The following is a 17,140-nucleotide window of genomic DNA, read 5'->3' as shown; positions in this document are numbered from 1 at the left end:
CCGCATCGAAGATCCGCGAGGGAGAGCCGCTGCGGTTCTCCCTCGCGTCCGTCCGACCGCTGCCCGACGCCCTCCTTGACCGCACCCGCCGAGCCTTCGCCGCGGCGTGCTCCCAGGTCCGCGAATCCCACCCCGCTGCCGCCGGCCTCTTCACGCTTTCCCTCCACGGCTCGGCCGCGGGCGGGGGGGACGGAAGGGAGATCGCGGACGGACTCCGCTCTCCGGCGCTCGCCCTGGGCGTCGACTGCGCGCTGGCCCGCGGTCGCCTCGCCGAGCGCGGACCGGGGCTGATCGTCTCGGACGTGGATTCGACGTTCATCCGCGGCGAGGTCATCGACATGCTCGCGCAGGCCGCCGGATCGGCGGATCTGGTCGCCGACGTCACCGCCCGCGCCATGGCCGGGAAGCTCGACTTCGCCGAATCCCTGGCCCTGCGCGTGGCCACCCTGGAGGGCCTGCCGACGTCCGCCCTGGACGACGTCGCCGCCCGGGTCGAGACCACGCCCGGAGCGGAGGTCCTCGTGCGGACCGCTCACGCCCACGGCGCCGGGGTCGGCCTCGTCTCCGGAGGCTTCCACGAGGTGGTCGACGTCGTCGCCGCGCGGCTGGGCGTGGACCGCGTCCTGGCCAACCGGCTCGAGGCCCGCGGCGGACGGCTCACCGGGCGGACGTCGGGCCCGGTCGTGACCCGCCGGGCCAAAGCCGCGGCCCTGGCCGAATGGGCGGCATGCGACGGCGTCGAGTTGGCGGGTACCGTCGCTATGGGCGACGGGGCGAACGATGTGGCGATGATGGAGGCGGCGGGGCTGTCCGTGGCGGTGTGCGCCAAACCGGTCGTCCTGGCCGCCGCCGACGCGGTCATCGCCTCACCGCGCCTGGACGCCCTGCCCGCCCTGCTGGGGTGGGACGCAGCCGACTGAAGGCCGATCCAGGGCGAGCGCCTCAGCCCGCGGCGAGGTCGCGCCGGTCGCTCAGCCGCCCGCCCACCAGGGCGAGGGCGAGGGCCGCGAAGGCGAAGGCGCCCACCGCCGCCCATCGGGGGCTCTCGACCGGCGCGCGCCCCACGGCCTGAACGGGAGAGAGCCGCCGGGCCCATTCGGGCAAGCGCAAGACGTCGGCGAGCATGCCGACGACGCCCACCCACGCGCAGGCGATCCAGGCCACCCGCCCGAGCCCGGGCCGGGCGGCGACGAGGACGCCGGCACCGGCCACGACGACCAGGACGGCCACGACGTCGGCGGCCCCGGCCTGCAGGATCGACCCGGGACCGGTGCGATCCGAGACTCGCGTGAGGACCGCCGCGTAGACGACGGCGCCTGCGAGCATGACCCCCGAAGCCGCCAGACACGACCACGCGAGCCACGTCCCCCACAGGCGCTTCCGGCTCACGGGGGCGGAGGCGACCAGGCCGAGGCGGCCGGCGGCCTCCTCGTCGCGATAGCGCGACCAGACTGCCATCCCGGCGGCCAGGGAGAAGAGCGCGAGGAGGGTCATCGCCAACGCCGTGAGGAAGTCCGCGGGATCCTGCCCTCCCATCACTGCTACGAGGGAGGGGTTCGCCGCCACCTCGAGGCGTATCTCTTCGCCCATGGAAGCCATGACGGAGGCCAGAACGACGGCTCCGAGGGCCCATGCGAGGATCGGGGCCCTCGCCGTGCGCCACGTCCACGCCCAAGGCCCCGACAGCCACGCCGGGGCCCGGGCCGGGCCGGAGCGCATTCCCATGGCGGAGCCGCCGAGGTCCCTACGGGAGGCAAGGAGGAGGGCAGCGGCCATGAGGAGGGCGGCGGTGAGCGCGAACGCGAGGAAGGTCCACCACCGGATCGCTCCCCATGGACGGGTCTCGGCCAGCCAACCCATCGGGGTGGCCCAGGTCGCCGGCCAGTGCCTGCCGTCGACGAGGGCGCGCAGGAGGTAGCAGCCGAGGGTCGCCGAGACCGCCGTCGCCGCCGCCGTCCGCGCGTCCGGCGCGATCTGCGCGGCGAGGAAACCGAGCGCCGCGAAGACCATCGCGTAGCAGACGAGCGAACCGGCGTAGGCGAGCGAGCCTCCGGCGGGAAGCCCGAGCGCGACGAGCCCCACGGCTGTCGCCGCCCCGAAGGGGAGAAGGGACAGCGCGACGGCCGCCACAGCCGCCCGCATCGGGGCGGTGCGCCCGCGACTCGCCGAGGCGACGATGTCCCACCGTCCCTCGGCCTCCTCCCGGCGCGTGCGGCCGACGGCCATCAGGCAGGCCCCCAGGGAGAGCGCCAACAGTCCGAACATGCCCACCTCGACGGAGAGGATCCCGCCGGCTGTCCGCAGCTCGTAGCCCCGCCCGTTGAAGGCCTCCTGCATTCGCGACGCACCCAAGCTCGCCGCGTATCGCTCGCGCTCCTCTCCTCCCGGATACAGGGAGAGGGTGCTCGCCGCCACGGCGAGCACGAGGCACGTCCAGGCCAGCGCCCACCCGGCCAGGCCCTTCCATCCGGTCCGGAGCTGAAGGAGCAGGAGCGCTCTCATCCCTCTTCCTCCTCGTAGAATCCCAGGAAGATCCGCTCCATGGACCGATCGACGCCGAAAACGCTCGCCCCCTGAGCGAGCAGCTCGGCGAGCGTCCGGTCCGCCTGGGAGTGGGGCACGTCGAATGCGCGCAGTGCCCCGTCCCCCTCGCGGATCCGGATGCGCGCGCTCGCCCGCTCGCGAAGGCCGGCGAGAGTCCCCGAATACGCCGTCCGCCCATCCTTGACGATCGTGACCGAGTCGCACAGGGCCTCGACTTCGCTCATGATGTGGGTGGACAGCAGCACGGTCGCCCCGCGGTCGCGTTCTTCGCGGACGGTGCGCAGGAACCGCTCCTCCATGACGGGGTCGAGGCCCGACGTCGGTTCGTCCAGAAGGAGGAGCTCGGCCCGGCAGGCGAAGGCCGCGATGAGGGCGACCTTCTGCCTGTTGCCCTTCGAGTAGCCGCGTATGCGCCGGGTCGGGTCCAGTTCGAAGCGTTCGACGAGCTCGTCGCGGCGGACGGCGTCCTGGGAGCCGCGGAGCCGGACGAGGAGGTCGATGCACTCGCCGCCGGTCAGGTTCGGCCAGAGCGCGGTGTCACCGGGGACGTAGGCGAGGCGGCGGTGCACGTCGGCGATGTCGGGCAGCGGATCGAGGCCGAAGACCCGGATTTCGCCTCCGTCCAAGCGCAGCTGCCCGAGGACGGCGCGGATCGCCGTGGTCTTGCCCGCGCCATTGGGCCCGAGGAAGCCGTGGATCCGCCCCGGGGCGACGGCGAGGTCGAGGCCGTCGAGCGCCTGGACGCGGCCGAACGCCTTGCGGAGGCCACGGCACTCCAACACATTCTGAATCTTACTTTCTTTTGAAAGTAACTCTCCCATACGGAAGAGACTATCAGGCTAGGCTGGTCGTCACAAGGAGGTGGCCATGTCCCAGCTTCCCCTGCGAGAGCGAAAAAAACTCGCGGCCATGCGGCGGATACAGGAAGCCGCCCTGACGCTGTTCTCCGAGCGCGGCTTCGCGGCCGTGACCATCGAACAGGTGGCCGAGGAAGCCGAGGTGTCCGCCTCGACGGTCTACCGGTACTTCGGCACGAAGGAGGGGATCGTCTTCCACGACGAGTACGACGACCGCCTCCTGGACGCGGCCGCGGAAGTGCTGGCCAGCCCCGGCCGCAGCCTGTTCGACGCCGCGCGGGCTGCGATCGACGAGGTGGCCGAGGATCACTTCGTCCGGGACCGCGAGATCACCCTGGCCCGCACGAGGCTCTGGCTGGAGGTCGATGCGATCAAGGCGGCCGGGCATTTCGCGATCGCGCAGTACGCCGAGGACATCGCAGGCCTGCTGGCGGACAGCGGCCGGTGCAGCCGGGCCGAAGCCCGGGTGGCGACGGCCGCTCTGGTCCACGCCCTCATAGCGTCGGTCGTCAACTGGTACGAGGACGGCGCCGCCAGCCCGTGGGCGGAGTACGGGCACCGCGCCCTGGATCTCGTGGAGAGCCGGCTGGGGAGCATCTAGGCCGACGGACGCAGCACGCGCTCGACGCGCAGGTCGCCGGCAGCGACCCCGCCCCACGCCGGGACGGTCCCGGCGACGGCCATCGCCGTGGAGAATCCGAAGCCGAAGTCCGTCCGCGCCGACAGGCCGCCGGAGGCGAGCATCCGCGCCGCGAGCGAGATGGTCGGCTCATGGCCGAGGACGAGCGCGGTCTCCTCCCCTCTCGGGTGCTCGTTCAACAGGTCGATCAGGCCGCGCCAGTCGGCGACGTAGAGCTCGCGTTCCTCGAGCACGCGGCCGACCTCCAGCCCTCCCGACTTCAGACCCGCGAGGGTCTGCAGGGTGCGGGCGGCGTCGGAGACGATCGCCAGGTCGATCCGCCCCACGGCGTCCGAGACCGGGCCCGCCTGCGACGCGGCCTGCCGGCGGCCGCGCCCGTCGAGCGGGCGCCGGTGGTCGGGGACGCCGCGAGCGGCCTGCGCGTGCCGCATGAGAACGAGTTGTGGCATGCCCTCAGGCTAGCGCGATCAGCTCGAGGTAGTCATCGGACCAAAGATCCTCGTCCCCCTCGGGAAGGATCAGGACCCGCTCGGGCCGCAGGGCCTGGACCGCCCCCTCGTCGTGGGTGACGAGGACGACGGCGCCGGCGTATCCGGCGAGGGCGCGCAGGACCTCCTCCCGGGAGGCGGGGTCGAGGTTGTTCGTCGGCTCGTCGAGCAGCAGCACGTTCGCGGACGAGACGACGAGCGTCGCCAGGGCCAGGCGCGTCTTCTCACCGCCGGAGAGCACGCCGGCGGCTTTGTCCGCGTCGGAGCCGCTGAAGAGGAACGAGCCGAGCACGGATCTGACCTGCGTGTCGTCCAGGCCGGGGGCCGCGCGCCGCAGGTTGCCGACGACCGTCTCGTCCAGGTCGATCGTGTCGTGCTCCTGGGCGTAGTAGCCGATCTTCAGGCCGTGGCCGGGGACGACGCTTCCGGCGTCCGGGGCTTCCACGCCGGCCAGCAGACGCAGAAGCGTGGTCTTGCCCGCGCCGTTCAGGCCGAGGACGACGACGCGCGAGCCGCGGTCGACCGCCAGGTCCAACCCGGAGAAGACCTCCAGGGACCCGTAGCCCTTCGACAGACCTCGGGCGGTCAGCGGCGTCCGCCCGCACGCCGCCGGCTCGGGGAAGCGCAGGTGAGCGACCCTGTCGGCGCGGCGCTCGCCTTCGACGCCGGCCAGTAGGCGTTGGGCGCGACGCGCCATGTTCTGGGCCGCCACGGCCTTGGTGGCCTTGGCGCGCATCTTGTCCGCCTGCCTCATCAGGGCGTCCGCCTTGTTGACCGCGTTGGCCCGTTCGCGCCGCCTGCGCCTCTCGTCGGTCTCGCGCTGGCTGAGGTAGTCGCGCCATCCCATGTTGTAGACGTCGAGCGCCGCCCGGTTGGCGTCGAGGTGCCATACCGCGTTGACCGTCTCGGCCAAGAGATCGACGGAATGGGAGATGACCACGAAGCCTCCCCTGTAGGCGCGCAGGTAGTCGCGCAGCCAGAGGACCGAGTCATGGTCGAGGTGGTTCGTCGGCTCGTCCAGGAGGAGGGTCTCGGCCTGGGAGAAGAGGATGCGGGCGAGCTCGACGCGACGGCGCTGCCCTCCCGAAAGGGTGCCCAGGGCTTGGTCGAGAACCCTCTCGGGCAGGCCGAGGGCCGCGGCCATCTGCGCGGCCTCGGCGCTGGCGGCCCATCCCCCGGCCGCCGTGAACTCCTGGTCGAGCCGGACGTAGCGCTCCATCGCCTTCGCCTGGCGCGCTCCCTCGGCCGCAGCCATGTCGCGCTCGGCTTTGCGTATCCGCCTGATGGTCTCGTCGATGCCCCGCACGGAGAGGATGCGTTCGCGCACGGTCTGGGAGGGGTCGCCTTCGTGGGTGTCCTGCGGAAGGTAGCCGACGGTTCCCCTCCGGTTGACGGCGCCGGTCGCCTCGACGACGCCGGACGTCGCGCCCCCGCCCGCCAAAAGGCGCGTCAAGGTGGTCTTGCCCGCGCCGTTGCGCCCCACGAGGCCGATGCGCATTCCCGCATCGACGCGGAAGGAGGCGTCGACGATGAGTTCGCGCGTGCCGATGCGCACCGTGAGGTCCTTGGCGTCAATCACCCCACTAGCCTACGCAAGCCGTTCGCGCGGACCCGTCGACCCCGGTGTGATCTTGCCCCTCCGCGGCGGCTCCGGGATCGCCGTCCGCCTGCGGGCCGCCGGGCGTTCAGCGGGTCCCGGCCGGCCCGGGCTCACACGTTGAAGCCGAGGGCCTGAAGCATCTCGCGGCCGTCGGCGGTGATGCGCTCGGGCCCCCACGGGGGCAGCCACACCCAGTTGATGCGCATGGAGGCCACCAGCCCCTCCAGTGCGCGGGCGGTCTGCTCCTCGATGATGTCTGTCAACGGGCAGGCGGCCGAGGTCAGCGTCATGTCGATGACCGCCGACGCGCCGTCGAGCGTCACGCCGTACAGCAGGCCCAAGTCGACGACGTTGATCCCCAGCTCGGGGTCGATCACGTCCTTGAGGGCCTCTTCGATGTCCTCGATCGTCGGCGAGCCGTCGGCCTCCCGTCCGTCGGCCGGGTAGACGGGGGCCTCCTCGAGTTCGTCAGACATTGACTCCTCCTTCAGATGCCGCAGGCGAGAGTGCGGCAACGGCTTTGTCCGTCGCGTCCCGCATGGCCATCCAGCCGAGCAGGGCGCATTTGATCCGCATGGGGAATTTGGCGACGCCCGCGAACGCGGTCGCATCCCCCAGCGCGTCTTCGATCTCCTCGTCGAGGGCGTGCCCGCGCGAATCCATCAGGGCGCGGAACACGTCGTAGAGGTCCGCGGCCTCTCGGACGGAGCGCCCCTCGAGCATGTCGATCATGATGCCGATGCTCGCGCGCGAGATCGAACACCCCTCGCCGGTCCAGCCGATCCTCTCGATCCTCTTCCCGTCCGACGACAATTCGACCTGGAGGTTCACCTCGTCTCCGCACGTCGTGTTGACCTGGAAGGATTCGCCCTGGAAGCGTTCGAGCCTCCCCTCCCCGTTGCGCGCCTTCGCCGCGTCGAGGATGATCTCCTGATACATCGCGTCCAGATCGTCCATCAGCCCTCCACTCCGAAATAGGGACGCACATCCGTCAGGGCGTTGAGGAAGGCGTCGACGTCGTCTGCGGTATTGTACGGCCCGAGGGACGCCCTCGTGGACGAGCGCACGCCGAAGTGACGGTGGATGGGCTGGGCGCAGTGGTGTCCCGTGCGCACGGCGACCCCGGCCATGTCCAGAACCTGGCCCACGTCGTGGGGGTGCACGCCCTCCACGGCGAAGGCGACGGTTCCCGTGCGATCGACCGCCTCGTCCGGACCCAGGACGCGCACGCCCGGGATGTCGGCGATCCCGGCAAGCAGGCGTTCGGCCAGGCGGTGCTCGTGCTCGGCCACGCGCTCCATGCCGACGTCCGTCAGGTAGTCTGCCGCCGCGCCCATGCCGACCGCCTCGGCGACCGGCTGGGTGCCCGCTTCGAAGCGCTCCGGCGGAGGCATGTACGTGGTCCCCTCCATGGTCACGACTTCCACCATCGACCCCCCGAACTGGTAAGGCGGCATCGCCTCGAGCAGCTCGCGCCGCCCGTACAGGGCGCCGATCCCCGTCGGCCCGAGCATCTTGTGCCCGCTGAACGCGGCGAAGTCGACGCCGAGGCCGTGGAAGTCCACGGGCATGTGGGGAACGCTCTGGCAGGCGTCGAGCACGGTCAGAGCGCCGACGGACGCCGCGGCGCCGACGATCCGGTCGACGGGCGCGATCGCGCCCGTCACATTGGACACGTGGGCGAAGGCGACGAGCTTAGTCGTCTCGTCGACGGCCGACAAGGTCGCCGGATCGAGGCGGCCCCTCTCATCGCAGTCGATCCACCGCAGGCTCGCCCCGGTACGGGCGCACAGCTCCTGCCACGGCACGAGGTTGGCATGGTGCTCGGCCCGCGTCGTGACGATCGAATCTCCCGGGCCGACCCGGAGACGCTCGGTGAGCGGCGTGCTCGCGACGCTCTCCCCCCGGCCGGCCGAGGCGTTCGACATGACGTAGGCGAGGAGGTTGAGCGCCTGGGTGCTGCCGGAAGTCCACACGACCTCTCCGGGGTCGGCCCCGACGAAGGCCGCGACCCGGCCGCGGGCCTCCTCGAAGGCGAGGCTGGCCTCCTCGGCGAGCTGATGCGCTCCCCGCTTGACCGACCCGTTGCGCACGGTCAGCATGCCCTCGACCGCGTCGATCACGCTCGACGGCTTCTGGGACGTGGCGGCCGAATCGAGGTAGACGAGCGGCCGTCCGCCGCGAACCGTCCGCCTCAGCGCCGGGAAATCGCCGCGAGGCGCGGGTGAGCTCGCGTCAGGCCCCGATGAACGCATCGTATCCGTTCGCTTCCAGCTCGTCGGCGAGTTCGGGGCCGCCCGTCTTGACGATCCTGCCCGCGGCGAAGACGTGGACGAAATCCGGCTTGATGTAGCGCAGGATGCGGGAGTAGTGGGTGATGAGGAGGATCGAGTTGCCGGTGCGCTCGTGCACCCTGACGACGCCTTCCGAGACGACGCGCAGGGCGTCGACGTCCAGGCCCGAGTCGGTCTCGTCGAGGATGGCGACTTTGGGTTCCAGGAGCTCCATCTGGAGGACCTCGGTGCGCTTCTTCTCGCCTCCCGAGAATCCGACGTTCAAGTCGCGCTTGACGAAGTCGGGCGAGACCTTCAGGGCGATGCTCGCCTCGCGCAGCCGCTTCGTCCAGTCCCGCAGCTTGGGGGCCTGGCCGTCGATGGCCGTCTTGGCGGTGCGCAGGAAGTTCGTCACCGACACCCCCGGGACCTCCACCGGATACTGCATCGCCAGGAAGAGCCCGGCTCGGGCCCGCTCGTCCGGCGTCATGTCGGTGATCTCCTCGCCGTTCAGGAACACCCGGCCCTCGGTCACGGTGTACTTGGGGTGGCCGGCCAGAGCGTAGGCCGTGGTCGACTTCCCCGACCCGTTCGGCCCCATGACGGCGTGGATCTCTCCGTCGCCGATCGACAGGTCGACCCCGTGGAGGATCGGCTTGGGCCCCTCGGCCGTCTCGACGGAGGCGTGAAGATCGCGGATTTCAAGGCTTGGCACTTTTGTCCTCTCTCCTACTGCATGGTTGCGTCAACGTCCACGAGGACGTCGTCGCCTGTTATTTCTATCGCGTACACGGGCACCGGCTCCGTGGCCGGAAGAGTGAGCGCGTCTCCGCTGGCGAGGTCGAACGTCGCCCCGTGCTTCCAACACTCGATCACGCCGTCCTCGACGTCGCCTTCGGACAGCGAATAGTCCTCGTGCGAACACGTGTCGCCCAGGGCGTGCCACGTTCCGTCCGAGTCGCGGACGATCGCCACCGGCCGCGGTGCGCCCGAGGTGTCGTCGAGTTCGACCTGGAGCGCCCCGGCCGGCTCGACGTCGCCCACCGAGCACGCGCGCGCGAAGGTCATCCGAATTCCCTCTGAGAGGCCTCGGCCAGATCGAGCTCCCTCTCGATCGCCGCCATCAGCTTGTCCTGGACCGAGGCGACGCCTATGGACTCGATGAGCTCGGCGAAGAAACCGCGGACGACGAGCCTGCGGGCGACGTCCTCGGGGATGCCGCGGGCGCGCAGATAGAACAGCTGCTCCTCGTCGAAGCGCCCCGTGGCCGAGGCGTGGCCCGCTCCGGCGATCTCGCCCGTCTCGATCTCCAGATTCGGGACCGAGTCCGCGTACGCGCCCTTGGTCAGGACGAGGTTGCGATTGAGCTCGTAGGTGTCGGTCTGCGTGGCATCCTGCCGGATGAGGACGTCGCCGATCCACACCGCATGCGCGTCCCGGCCCTGGAGGGCGCCCTTGTAGGTCGCCCGCGACCTGCAGTTCGCCGGGTCGTGGTCGATGAAGAGCCGGTGTTCGTGGTGCTCGTCGGATTCGGTGATGTAGGCTCCCAGGAGCTCGAGGTCGCCTCCCTCGCCGCTGAACTCCGCGCTGGTCGTCACACGGACGACGTCCCCTCCGACCGTGACGACGATGTGGCGGAGCTTGGCGTCGCGCCCTACGCGGATCCTCTGGTTCGACAGGTGGCGCGCCGTGCGTTCGGCCTCCTGGACCGAGACGACCGTCACTTCGGCGCGGTCTCCCACGTCGATCTCGACCGTTTCGGTCAGATCGCCGACTCCGCCGTGCTCGAGGACGACGGTTCCCCGTGAGTCCTCCTCGGCGAGGACGACGATGTGCGCCACGTGCATGCCCTCGGGGACGTCGACGGCGAGCATCGCGTCGTCGGCACGCCCTCGCAGGGTGACGACGTGCGCCCGCTCGGTCGCCTCCCACGCGAGGGCGCCCGTCAGATCCTCGGGCCGTCCGACCGTCCCGACGCGGCCGTCGCCGCGATCGACCTCCTCGCAGCTTCCCGACTCCGCCCGCACCTCGATCCGGTCGGCGGTCAGCCCTCGGGCGAGGAAGGGGGCGATCCGCTTGACGGGGGTGAACCGCCACTCCTCCTCGTGGCCGGAGGGAACCGCGAAGTCCGCGGAGCGGAACGACGTCGGCCTGTCGGCGCGGGACGCCCCCGCGCCCGAGGAGATTCCCTCGCCTTCCAGCACGGCCTTAGAATGATCGGTCGTCATGTCCGCGGTCATCAGCCGACGCTCCCTTCCATCTGGAGCTCGATGAGCCGGTTGAGCTCGAGGGCGTATTCCATGGGAAGCTCGCGGGCGATGGGCTCGACGAAGCCGCGCACGACCATCGCCATGGCCTCCTCCTCCGACAGGCCGCGCTGCTGAAGGTAGAAGAGCTGGTCCTCCGACACCTTCGAGACGGTGGCCTCGTGCCCCATCTCCACGTCGTCGGTGCGCACGTCCACGTACGGGTAGGTGTCGGTGCGCGAGACGTCGTCGACGAGAAGCGCGTCGCACACGACCGAGGACTTCGAGCCGTGCGCGTCCTTGCCGATCTGGACGAGGCCGCGGTAGGAGGAGCGGCCTCCCCCGCGGGAGATCGACTTCGAGACGATCGAGGACGTCGTGTTCGCCGCCGCGTGGATCATCTTCGCGCCGGTGTCCTGGTGCTGCCCCGGGCCGGCGAAGGCGGCCGACAGCGCCTCCCCGTGAGAGTGCTCGCCCAGCAGGATGCACGAGGGGTACTTCATGTTCACCCGGGAGCCGATGTTGCCGTCGACCCATTCCATCGTCGCGCCCTCGGCCACCGTGGCCCGCTGCGTCACGAGGTTGAGGACGTTGTTCGACCAGTTCTGGATCGTCGTGTAGCGCACGTGGGCGTCCCTCTTGACGATGATCTCGACGATGGCCGCGTGCAGGGAGTCCGACTGGTAGATCGGCGCCGTGCAGCCCTCGACGTAGTGGACGTAGGAGCCCTCGTCGGCGATGATGAGGGTGCGCTCGAACTGCCCCATCGACTCCGTGTTGATGCGGAAATAGGCCTGGAGCGGGATGTCCACGCGCACGCCCTTGGGTACGTAGATGAAGGATCCGCCCGACCACACAGCGGTGTTGAGGGAGGCGAACTTGTTGTCCCCCGCGGGCACCACCGTGCCGAAGTGCTCGCGGACGAGCTCGGGATGCCGCTTGAGGGCGGAATCGGTGTCGAGGAAGACGACGCCCTGCTGCTCGAGGTCGTCGCGGATCTGGTTGTAGACGACCTCCGACTCGTACTGGGCGGCCACTCCCGCGACCAGCCGGGCCTTCTCGGCCTCGGGGATCCCCAGGCGGTCGTACGTGTTCTTGATGTCTTCAGGCAGGTCCTCCCAGGAAGACGCCGGTTTGTCCGTGGTGCGGACGAAGTACTTGTACTCATCGAAGTCGATGAACGAGAGGTCGGGCCCCCACGTGGGCATCGGCCGCCGCTCGAAGAGACGCAGCGCCTTGAGCCGCCTCTTGAGCATCCACTCGGGCTCCCCCTTCGCAGCCGATATGTGCCGGACCACGTCTTCGTCCAGGCCGCGCCGCGCCCTCCGCCCGGCCTCGTCCGAATCATGCCATCCGTAGTTGTACTTCTGACCGAGGGCTTCGATCGTCTCCTTCTGCTCGGAGATCGCCTCGGCAACCGCGGCTTCATGCCGGGTTTGTGTCATGAGCATCCTTCCTTGTGATCGTCTCGCGGATCCGCGAGACGAGGGGAATCGTCAGCGTGCAGACGTGCTCTCCACCCGCGAGGGTGGCGAGCCTCTGCACGTGCACGTTCAACAATCGATGAAAGGCCTGGGTCTCGGCCTCGCACATCACCGGATACGAGGACGCGACGTCGTGTATCGGACAGTGGCCCTGGCACAGTTGGAGAGTGAGCCCCCCGGGGCCTTGACGCACGGATGCAGCATACCCGTCGCGGGTCAGGGCGCTGGCCAGCGCCTCGGCCCGCGCCCTGGGGTCCTCGCCCGCCTCGTTGACCACGTCGGCGTAGCGGGCCTCGAGTTGGTCGATGCGCTGCGTGGCGAAAGCCTGGACTCCTTCCTCCCCCATCGCCTCCTGGAGGAAGCCCAATGCCTGATTCGCCACATCCGCGTAGGCGTCCCCGAAGGAGGCCTGCCCGAGGGTGGTGGCGACGTACCTGCGCGACGGCCGCCCTCGGCGCGCCGGCCTGGACGCCGCACCCGTGTATTCGGCGATCTGCCCGTCGGCTTCCAGCTGCGTGAGGTGCCTCCTGACCGCGGCGGGCGTCAGGACGAGGATCGACGCGAGCTCGGCCGAGGTGATCGGACCGCGTTCGATGATGAGGCGAAGGATGTTGTCGTGGGTTCCCACGTCCGAATCGGGCATGCCCATGCCGCCTCCTCTCGTGACCGGTACATTATGTAACACGGTGCTTGCATAAATCCAGTTTAGAGCGGAGGGCGCGGCGGCGCATGCGCCGCCGGCGAAAAGCCTATGCGACGCTGCCCACTCCCAGGCGTCGGGCGGCCGCGAGGACGCCGACGACGAGCGTCGGGCTGCCTAGGTCCCCCCGGTCGACGGCCGCGAGCACGTCGGCCAGGGGGAACCACTGGGAGACGATCTCGGCCTCCTCGTCCTCGCGGACGAAATCCGGCGCTGCCTCGCTCAGCTCAGTGGCCATGTAGACGTAAAGCCGTTCGGTCGAGCATCCGGGCGACGTGAGGAAGGTCGCGAGGCGCTCGTAGGCCCCGGCCTGGAGCTCGGCCTCTTCGGCGAGTTCGCGGGCCGCGGCGGCGAGCGGGTCTTCGCCGTCCACGTCGAGCAGGCCGGCCGGCACCTCCCACAGCATGCTTCTGACCGGGTGCCTGTACTGCCGGATGAGCAGCACTTCGGGCGCCCCGTCCGCCGCCCGCCGGACGGGGACGACGGCGACGGCGTCGTCGTGGACGATGTACTCGCGCGACATGCGCGCGCCCGTCGAGGCGAGCACGAGGTCGTCGTCGACCACGTCGATGATCCGGCCCCGGTATTCGACCGCCGAATCGCGGACCGTCGCATGGTCGGGGACGAGGGAGTCCCGCAATTCTCGATTCACCGCTGCCCCCTCCTCTCCAGTGCGGCGCCGATGAGGCCCGCGAACAGCGGGTGGGCCTTCGTCGGCCGGCTCGTGAACTCGGGGTGCGCCTGCGTGGCGACGTAGTAGGGGTGGAGTGAGCGGTCGAGCTCGACGAACTCGACGAGCGACCCGTCGGGCGAGGTGCCCGAGACGCGCAGTCCGGCGGATTCGAGCCGGTCACAGTAGGCTGAGTTCACCTCGTAGCGGTGCCGGTGGCGCTCGCTGGCCCGGGCGGCCCCGTACGCCTGCGCGACGAGGGACCCTTCGGCGAGGGACGCCGGGTAGGCTCCCAGCCTCATCGTCCCGCCGAGGTCCCCTTCGCCGCCGACGTATGCGCGCTGTTCGGCCATGGTGGCGATGACGGGGTCGGCGGCGTCGGGGTCGAATTCGGTCGATGACGCCTCGGGAAGGCCCAGGAGGTGGCGGGCGGCCTCGATGACCATGCACTGCAGCCCGAGGCATATGCCCAGCGTGGGGATGAGGTTCTCCCGTGCGTGGCGCAGAGCGCCTATCTTCCCGTCGAGTCCGCGCACGCCGAACCCACCCGGGACGAGGACGGCGTCGACTCCCTCGAGCTGCTCGCGCGCGCCCTCAGGGCTCTCGCACGCGTCGGAGGCCACCCACTTGACGTTCACGTGCGCGCGATGGTGGAACCCTCCGGCGCTCAGGGCCTCCGCCACGGACAGGTAGGCGTCGTGCAGGTCGACGTACTTGCCCACGAGCGCCACGGTCACCTCGTGCCGGGGGTGCCTGACCCGGTCCAGGAGCCAGTTCCACACGGTCCAGTCGACGTCGCGGAAGCTCATCCCCAGGCGGCGCACGGCGTAGGCGTCGAGCCCCTCGGCGTGAAGCGTCACGGGGATCTCGTAGATGGAGTCGGCGTCTTTGCACTGGATGACGGCCTCGCGGTCGACGTCGCACATGAGCGCGACCTTCTGCTTGACGCCTTCGGGCAGGTCGCGGTCGCATCGCAGGACGATGGCGTCGGGCTGGATGCCGATCGATCGGAGCTGCGCCACCGAATGCTGTGTCGGCTTGGTCTTCAACTCGCCCCCTGCGGCCAGGTAGGGAACGAGGGAGACGTGGATGAAGAAGCAGTTGTCGCGGCCGATGAGCTGGCGGACTTGGCGCGCGGCCTCCAGGAAGGGCTGGGACTCGATGTCGCCGACGGTGCCGCCGATCTCGGTGATGATCACGTCGGGGACCTCGCCGCTGTCGTCGGGGTCGGCCTGGGCGCGCATGCGCCGCCCGATCTCGTCGGTGATGTGGGGGATCACCTGGACGCACTCCCCCAGGTAGTCGCCGGCGCGTTCCTTCGTCAGCACCGACTGGTAGACCTGGCCGGTCGTCGAGTTGGCCTTGCCGGAGAGTTCGACGTCCAGGAAGCGCTCGTAGTGGCCGATGTCCAGGTCGGTCTCCGCGCCGTCCCTGGTGACGAACACCTCGCCGTGCTGGAAGGGGTTCATCGTGCCGGGATCGACGTTGATGTAGGGATCGAGTTTCTGCATCACCACGCGAAGCCCCCGTGCGCGGAGCAGGTGCCCCAGGCTCGAAGCCGTCAACCCCTTGCCGAGGGAGGAGGCGACGCCGCCGGTGACGAATATCTGGCGTGTGATCGAGTCGCGGTTCCCAGGAAGCCGAGTCTGCATGTGTCCCATGGGTTTTCATCCTATCATCGGCGGCGGGCCTCCCCTCATGCGCAATGCGGAGCGGTCGGCGGCCAGGATGGCGGCCGCTCCCCCGGCCAGGACGATCCCGCCGGCGAGGACGAGCGCGACGAGCGCACCGGCCAGTCCCTCGCCCAGCAGACCGAGGACGCCCCTCGCGGCCAGCCAGGCCAAAGCGCCGCAGGCGAGCGTGGTCCCGCCGACGAAGGCGATGGAGCGCAGGACGCCCTCCGTCGCCCGGCCGCCCACCGCACGGCGTATGGCCAGCAGCTGGCCGGCGGCGCCGACCGTCATCCCGACCGAGACCGAGACTCCGACGGCGATGAGGGTCTCCCGCCGGCCTTCGACCCCCGACGCCGCGAAGACCCCCAGGCAGGCGCTCGCCGACAGCCACGCCAGCGTGTTGACCGCGACGACGGCGCGCGAGGCCTCCACCGCGTAGAGCACCCGAGACCCGTGGTAGATGAGGGCGTACCCCGCCAGTCCGGGGGCCATCGCCACCATGGCGGTGTCCATGCCGACGGCCGGCCGCAGGACGTCGAAGACGATCCGCGCCGGCACGGCCAAGACGGCGAGGAGCGCGATGCAGATCATCCCGATGTCCAGCACGAGACGCGTGGACCGCGCGGTCAGCTCGGTCAGCCCGGGCCGTCCGGGCAGCGCCGCCGCCTCGGACAGGCGTGGGAAGACGGCGGTGGCGATGGGCACCGCGAGGACCGCATAGGGGACCATGTAGACGGCGTTGGCGAAGGTGTAGACGGGAAACGCCCCCGTCCCCCCGCGCGCGTTGGCGACGACCATGACCACCACGATCTGCACCTGTTGGGCCGCCAGCCCACCCAGGCCGGCGCCGACCAGGCCGAGGGCGCGCCTGGCCACTCCCGGCGGGAAGGCGAATCTGGGGCGGAGTCTGACCAGTTTGAGGACGGGTATCAGCTGCGGGAGGGCGAAGGCCACGACTCCGAAGGTGGTGCCCCAGCCGAGCCAGAGGACGGACGCCGGGCTGAGACCGGCCGGATCGTTCTGACGCCCCGAGGCCAGGTGCCCGAAGACGGCGAAGCCGCCGATGACGGTGACCGAGGAGAGCATCGGCGCGACGGCCGGCAGGAGGAAGCGCTTGTGGGCCTGCAGGACGCCGGTCAGGACGACGGAGAGCCCGTAGAGGGGGACTTGCAGGGCGAACATGCGCAGGAGCGTCTCGGCCAGGGCCAGTTCGGCCGGGTCGGTGTCCGACCCCAGCAGGGCGCGGGTCACGGGCCCCGCCGTCACCATCACGATCCCGGCCAGAGGCAGGCCCACGGCGAGTATCCATGTGACGAGGGCCGAGGCCGTACGGTCGACGTCCTCGCGCATTCCCTTGGCGAGGAAGCCGGAGACGAGCGGTATGACCGCCCCGGCCAAGGCTCCTCCCGCGGCGACCTCGAACAGGACGTTGGGCACTGTGTTGGCCGTCGAATAGGCCTCGCCCGCGAGGGTGTCGCCGAGCGCGCCGTTCTGCGCCCACGTGCGCACGAACCCGACGAGCCGGGCCAGCAGGGTGAGGATCGCTATGGTTCCGGCGGCCCCAGCCACCGAGCCACCGAGCCTTCTCATGCGCGTCGGCTCTTCACGCCCGGCCGAGTCGGTCGATCCGGGCGAGCACGGGGTTGCCCTCTATCACCTTGGAGAACGAGACCCTCTCGCTGGCCAGCGTCAGGGCGACGATCCCCGCCAGCGCGGCCCAGCGTGCGGACTCGCAGCGCACGGACGCCGCGGCGAGCCCCGTGGCCGCCCCGAGGGCGTTCGCGCCGAGGTCTCCCAGCATGGTCGCCCCCGACAGGTCGCCGGGAAGGCAGGGAGCCGAGGCGCCCAGGACGCCCGCCGCCAGGCAGCCTCACCTTCCGAGCAGGCGAGTTGATCGCGCTCATCGGGCACAACGGAGCGGGCAAGACCACGCTGCTCAATCAGATCATCGGCACGACGAAGCCT

The 17,140-nt window shown here is 70.5% G+C and carries 19 protein-coding genes; 3 read left to right on the top strand and 16 right to left on the bottom strand.

Going from position 1 to position 17,140, the window contains the following annotated elements:
• On the top strand, nt 1–920 hold a 920-nt coding region (serB, locus tag HMPREF0043_RS03115), incomplete at its 5' end, for a phosphoserine phosphatase SerB (RefSeq protein ID WP_021601405.1).
• Between the two features lie 22 nt (nt 921–942).
• Here serB and HMPREF0043_RS03110 read toward each other — a convergent pair.
• Together HMPREF0043_RS03110 and HMPREF0043_RS03105 are read right to left on the bottom strand one after the other, a co-directional pair.
• Entirely contained in the window at nt 943–2,502 is a 1,560-nt protein-coding gene (locus HMPREF0043_RS03110) for a hypothetical protein (protein WP_021601404.1), read from the bottom strand.
• Entirely contained in the window at nt 2,499–3,326 is an 828-nt protein-coding gene (locus tag HMPREF0043_RS03105) for an ABC transporter ATP-binding protein (protein ID WP_442852607.1), read from the bottom strand. The genes HMPREF0043_RS03110 and HMPREF0043_RS03105 overlap by 4 nt, the downstream gene beginning before the upstream one ends.
• A gap of 85 nt (nt 3,327–3,411) precedes the next feature.
• On the opposite strand from HMPREF0043_RS03105, the gene HMPREF0043_RS03100 reads away from it, so the two are divergent.
• On the top strand, nt 3,412–4,002 hold the full coding sequence (locus HMPREF0043_RS03100; protein ID WP_021601402.1) for a TetR/AcrR family transcriptional regulator: 591 nt from the start codon (nt 3,412–3,414) through the stop codon (nt 4,000–4,002).
• Here HMPREF0043_RS03100 and HMPREF0043_RS03095 read toward each other — a convergent pair.
• From HMPREF0043_RS03095 to HMPREF0043_RS11415, 14 genes are all read right to left on the bottom strand, one after another.
• Nucleotides 3,999–4,490: a SixA phosphatase family protein gene (locus HMPREF0043_RS03095; protein ID WP_021601401.1), complete on the bottom strand. Its 492-nt coding sequence runs from the start codon at nt 4,488–4,490 to the stop codon at nt 3,999–4,001. The two genes, HMPREF0043_RS03100 and HMPREF0043_RS03095, sit on opposite strands and share 4 nt — an antisense overlap.
• 4 nt (nt 4,491–4,494) lie before the next feature.
• Nucleotides 4,495–6,108, bottom strand: coding sequence for an ABC-F family ATP-binding cassette domain-containing protein (locus HMPREF0043_RS03090; protein ID WP_021601400.1), 1,614 nt, complete (start codon nt 6,106–6,108; stop codon nt 4,495–4,497).
• Nucleotides 6,109–6,239: 131 nt separating this feature from the next.
• Nucleotides 6,240–6,605: a metal-sulfur cluster assembly factor gene (locus HMPREF0043_RS03085; RefSeq protein ID WP_021601398.1), complete on the bottom strand. Its 366-nt coding sequence runs from the start codon at nt 6,603–6,605 to the stop codon at nt 6,240–6,242.
• Nucleotides 6,598–7,086, bottom strand: a complete 489-nt coding sequence (gene sufU / locus HMPREF0043_RS03080) for a Fe-S cluster assembly sulfur transfer protein SufU (protein ID WP_021601397.1) — start codon at nt 7,084–7,086, stop codon at nt 6,598–6,600. The genes HMPREF0043_RS03085 and sufU overlap by 8 nt, the downstream gene beginning before the upstream one ends.
• Entirely contained in the window at nt 7,086–8,384 is a 1,299-nt protein-coding gene (locus HMPREF0043_RS03075) for an aminotransferase class V-fold PLP-dependent enzyme (RefSeq protein WP_021601396.1), read from the bottom strand. The genes sufU and HMPREF0043_RS03075 overlap by 1 nt, the downstream gene beginning before the upstream one ends.
• A complete protein-coding gene (gene sufC, locus HMPREF0043_RS03070) occupies nt 8,365–9,117 on the bottom strand; it encodes a Fe-S cluster assembly ATPase SufC (RefSeq protein ID WP_021601395.1) in 753 nt (250 codons plus the stop codon). The genes HMPREF0043_RS03075 and sufC overlap by 20 nt, the downstream gene beginning before the upstream one ends.
• A 14-nt stretch (nt 9,118–9,131) precedes the next feature.
• Nucleotides 9,132–9,470, bottom strand: coding sequence for a non-heme iron oxygenase ferredoxin subunit (locus HMPREF0043_RS03065; RefSeq protein ID WP_021601394.1), 339 nt, complete (start codon nt 9,468–9,470; stop codon nt 9,132–9,134).
• Entirely contained in the window at nt 9,467–10,642 is a 1,176-nt protein-coding gene (sufD, locus tag HMPREF0043_RS03060) for a Fe-S cluster assembly protein SufD (RefSeq protein ID WP_021601393.1), read from the bottom strand. Before sufD ends, HMPREF0043_RS03065 begins: the two co-directional genes overlap by 4 nt.
• On the bottom strand, nt 10,642–12,093 hold the full coding sequence (gene sufB, locus HMPREF0043_RS03055; RefSeq protein WP_021601392.1) for a Fe-S cluster assembly protein SufB: 1,452 nt from the start codon (nt 12,091–12,093) through the stop codon (nt 10,642–10,644). The genes sufD and sufB overlap by 1 nt, the downstream gene beginning before the upstream one ends.
• Complete coding sequence (locus tag HMPREF0043_RS03050; protein ID WP_051317410.1) at nt 12,074–12,775, bottom strand: winged helix-turn-helix transcriptional regulator; 702 nt, start codon at nt 12,773–12,775, stop codon at nt 12,074–12,076. Before HMPREF0043_RS03050 ends, sufB begins: the two co-directional genes overlap by 20 nt.
• 106 nt (nt 12,776–12,881) lie before the next feature.
• The gene (locus tag HMPREF0043_RS03045) at nt 12,882–13,484 is read right to left on the bottom strand and encodes an NUDIX domain-containing protein (protein ID WP_051317408.1); all 603 of its coding nucleotides are present in this window, start codon (nt 13,482–13,484) and stop codon (nt 12,882–12,884) included.
• Entirely contained in the window at nt 13,481–15,163 is a 1,683-nt protein-coding gene (locus HMPREF0043_RS03040) for a CTP synthase (protein WP_021601389.1), read from the bottom strand. Before HMPREF0043_RS03040 ends, HMPREF0043_RS03045 begins: the two co-directional genes overlap by 4 nt.
• A 6-nt stretch (nt 15,164–15,169) precedes the next feature.
• Complete coding sequence (gene murJ / locus HMPREF0043_RS03035; protein ID WP_021601388.1) at nt 15,170–16,765, bottom strand: murein biosynthesis integral membrane protein MurJ; 1,596 nt, start codon at nt 16,763–16,765, stop codon at nt 15,170–15,172.
• Nucleotides 16,766–16,778: 13 nt separating this feature from the next.
• The gene (locus tag HMPREF0043_RS11415) at nt 16,779–16,976 is read right to left on the bottom strand and encodes a hypothetical protein (RefSeq protein ID WP_021601387.1); all 198 of its coding nucleotides are present in this window, start codon (nt 16,974–16,976) and stop codon (nt 16,779–16,781) included.
• Here HMPREF0043_RS11415 and HMPREF0043_RS11855 point away from each other — a divergent pair.
• The coding region (locus tag HMPREF0043_RS11855; protein ID WP_198010272.1) for an ATP-binding cassette domain-containing protein at nt 16,898–17,140 on the top strand (243 nt) is incomplete at its 3' end. The genes HMPREF0043_RS11415 and HMPREF0043_RS11855 overlap by 79 nt on opposite strands.

Source organism: Actinobaculum sp. oral taxon 183 str. F0552 (assembly GCF_000466165.1).
GTDB lineage: Bacteria > Actinomycetota > Actinomycetes > Actinomycetales > Actinomycetaceae > Peptidiphaga.
This window is presented reverse-complemented; position numbering and strand designations above follow the sequence as displayed.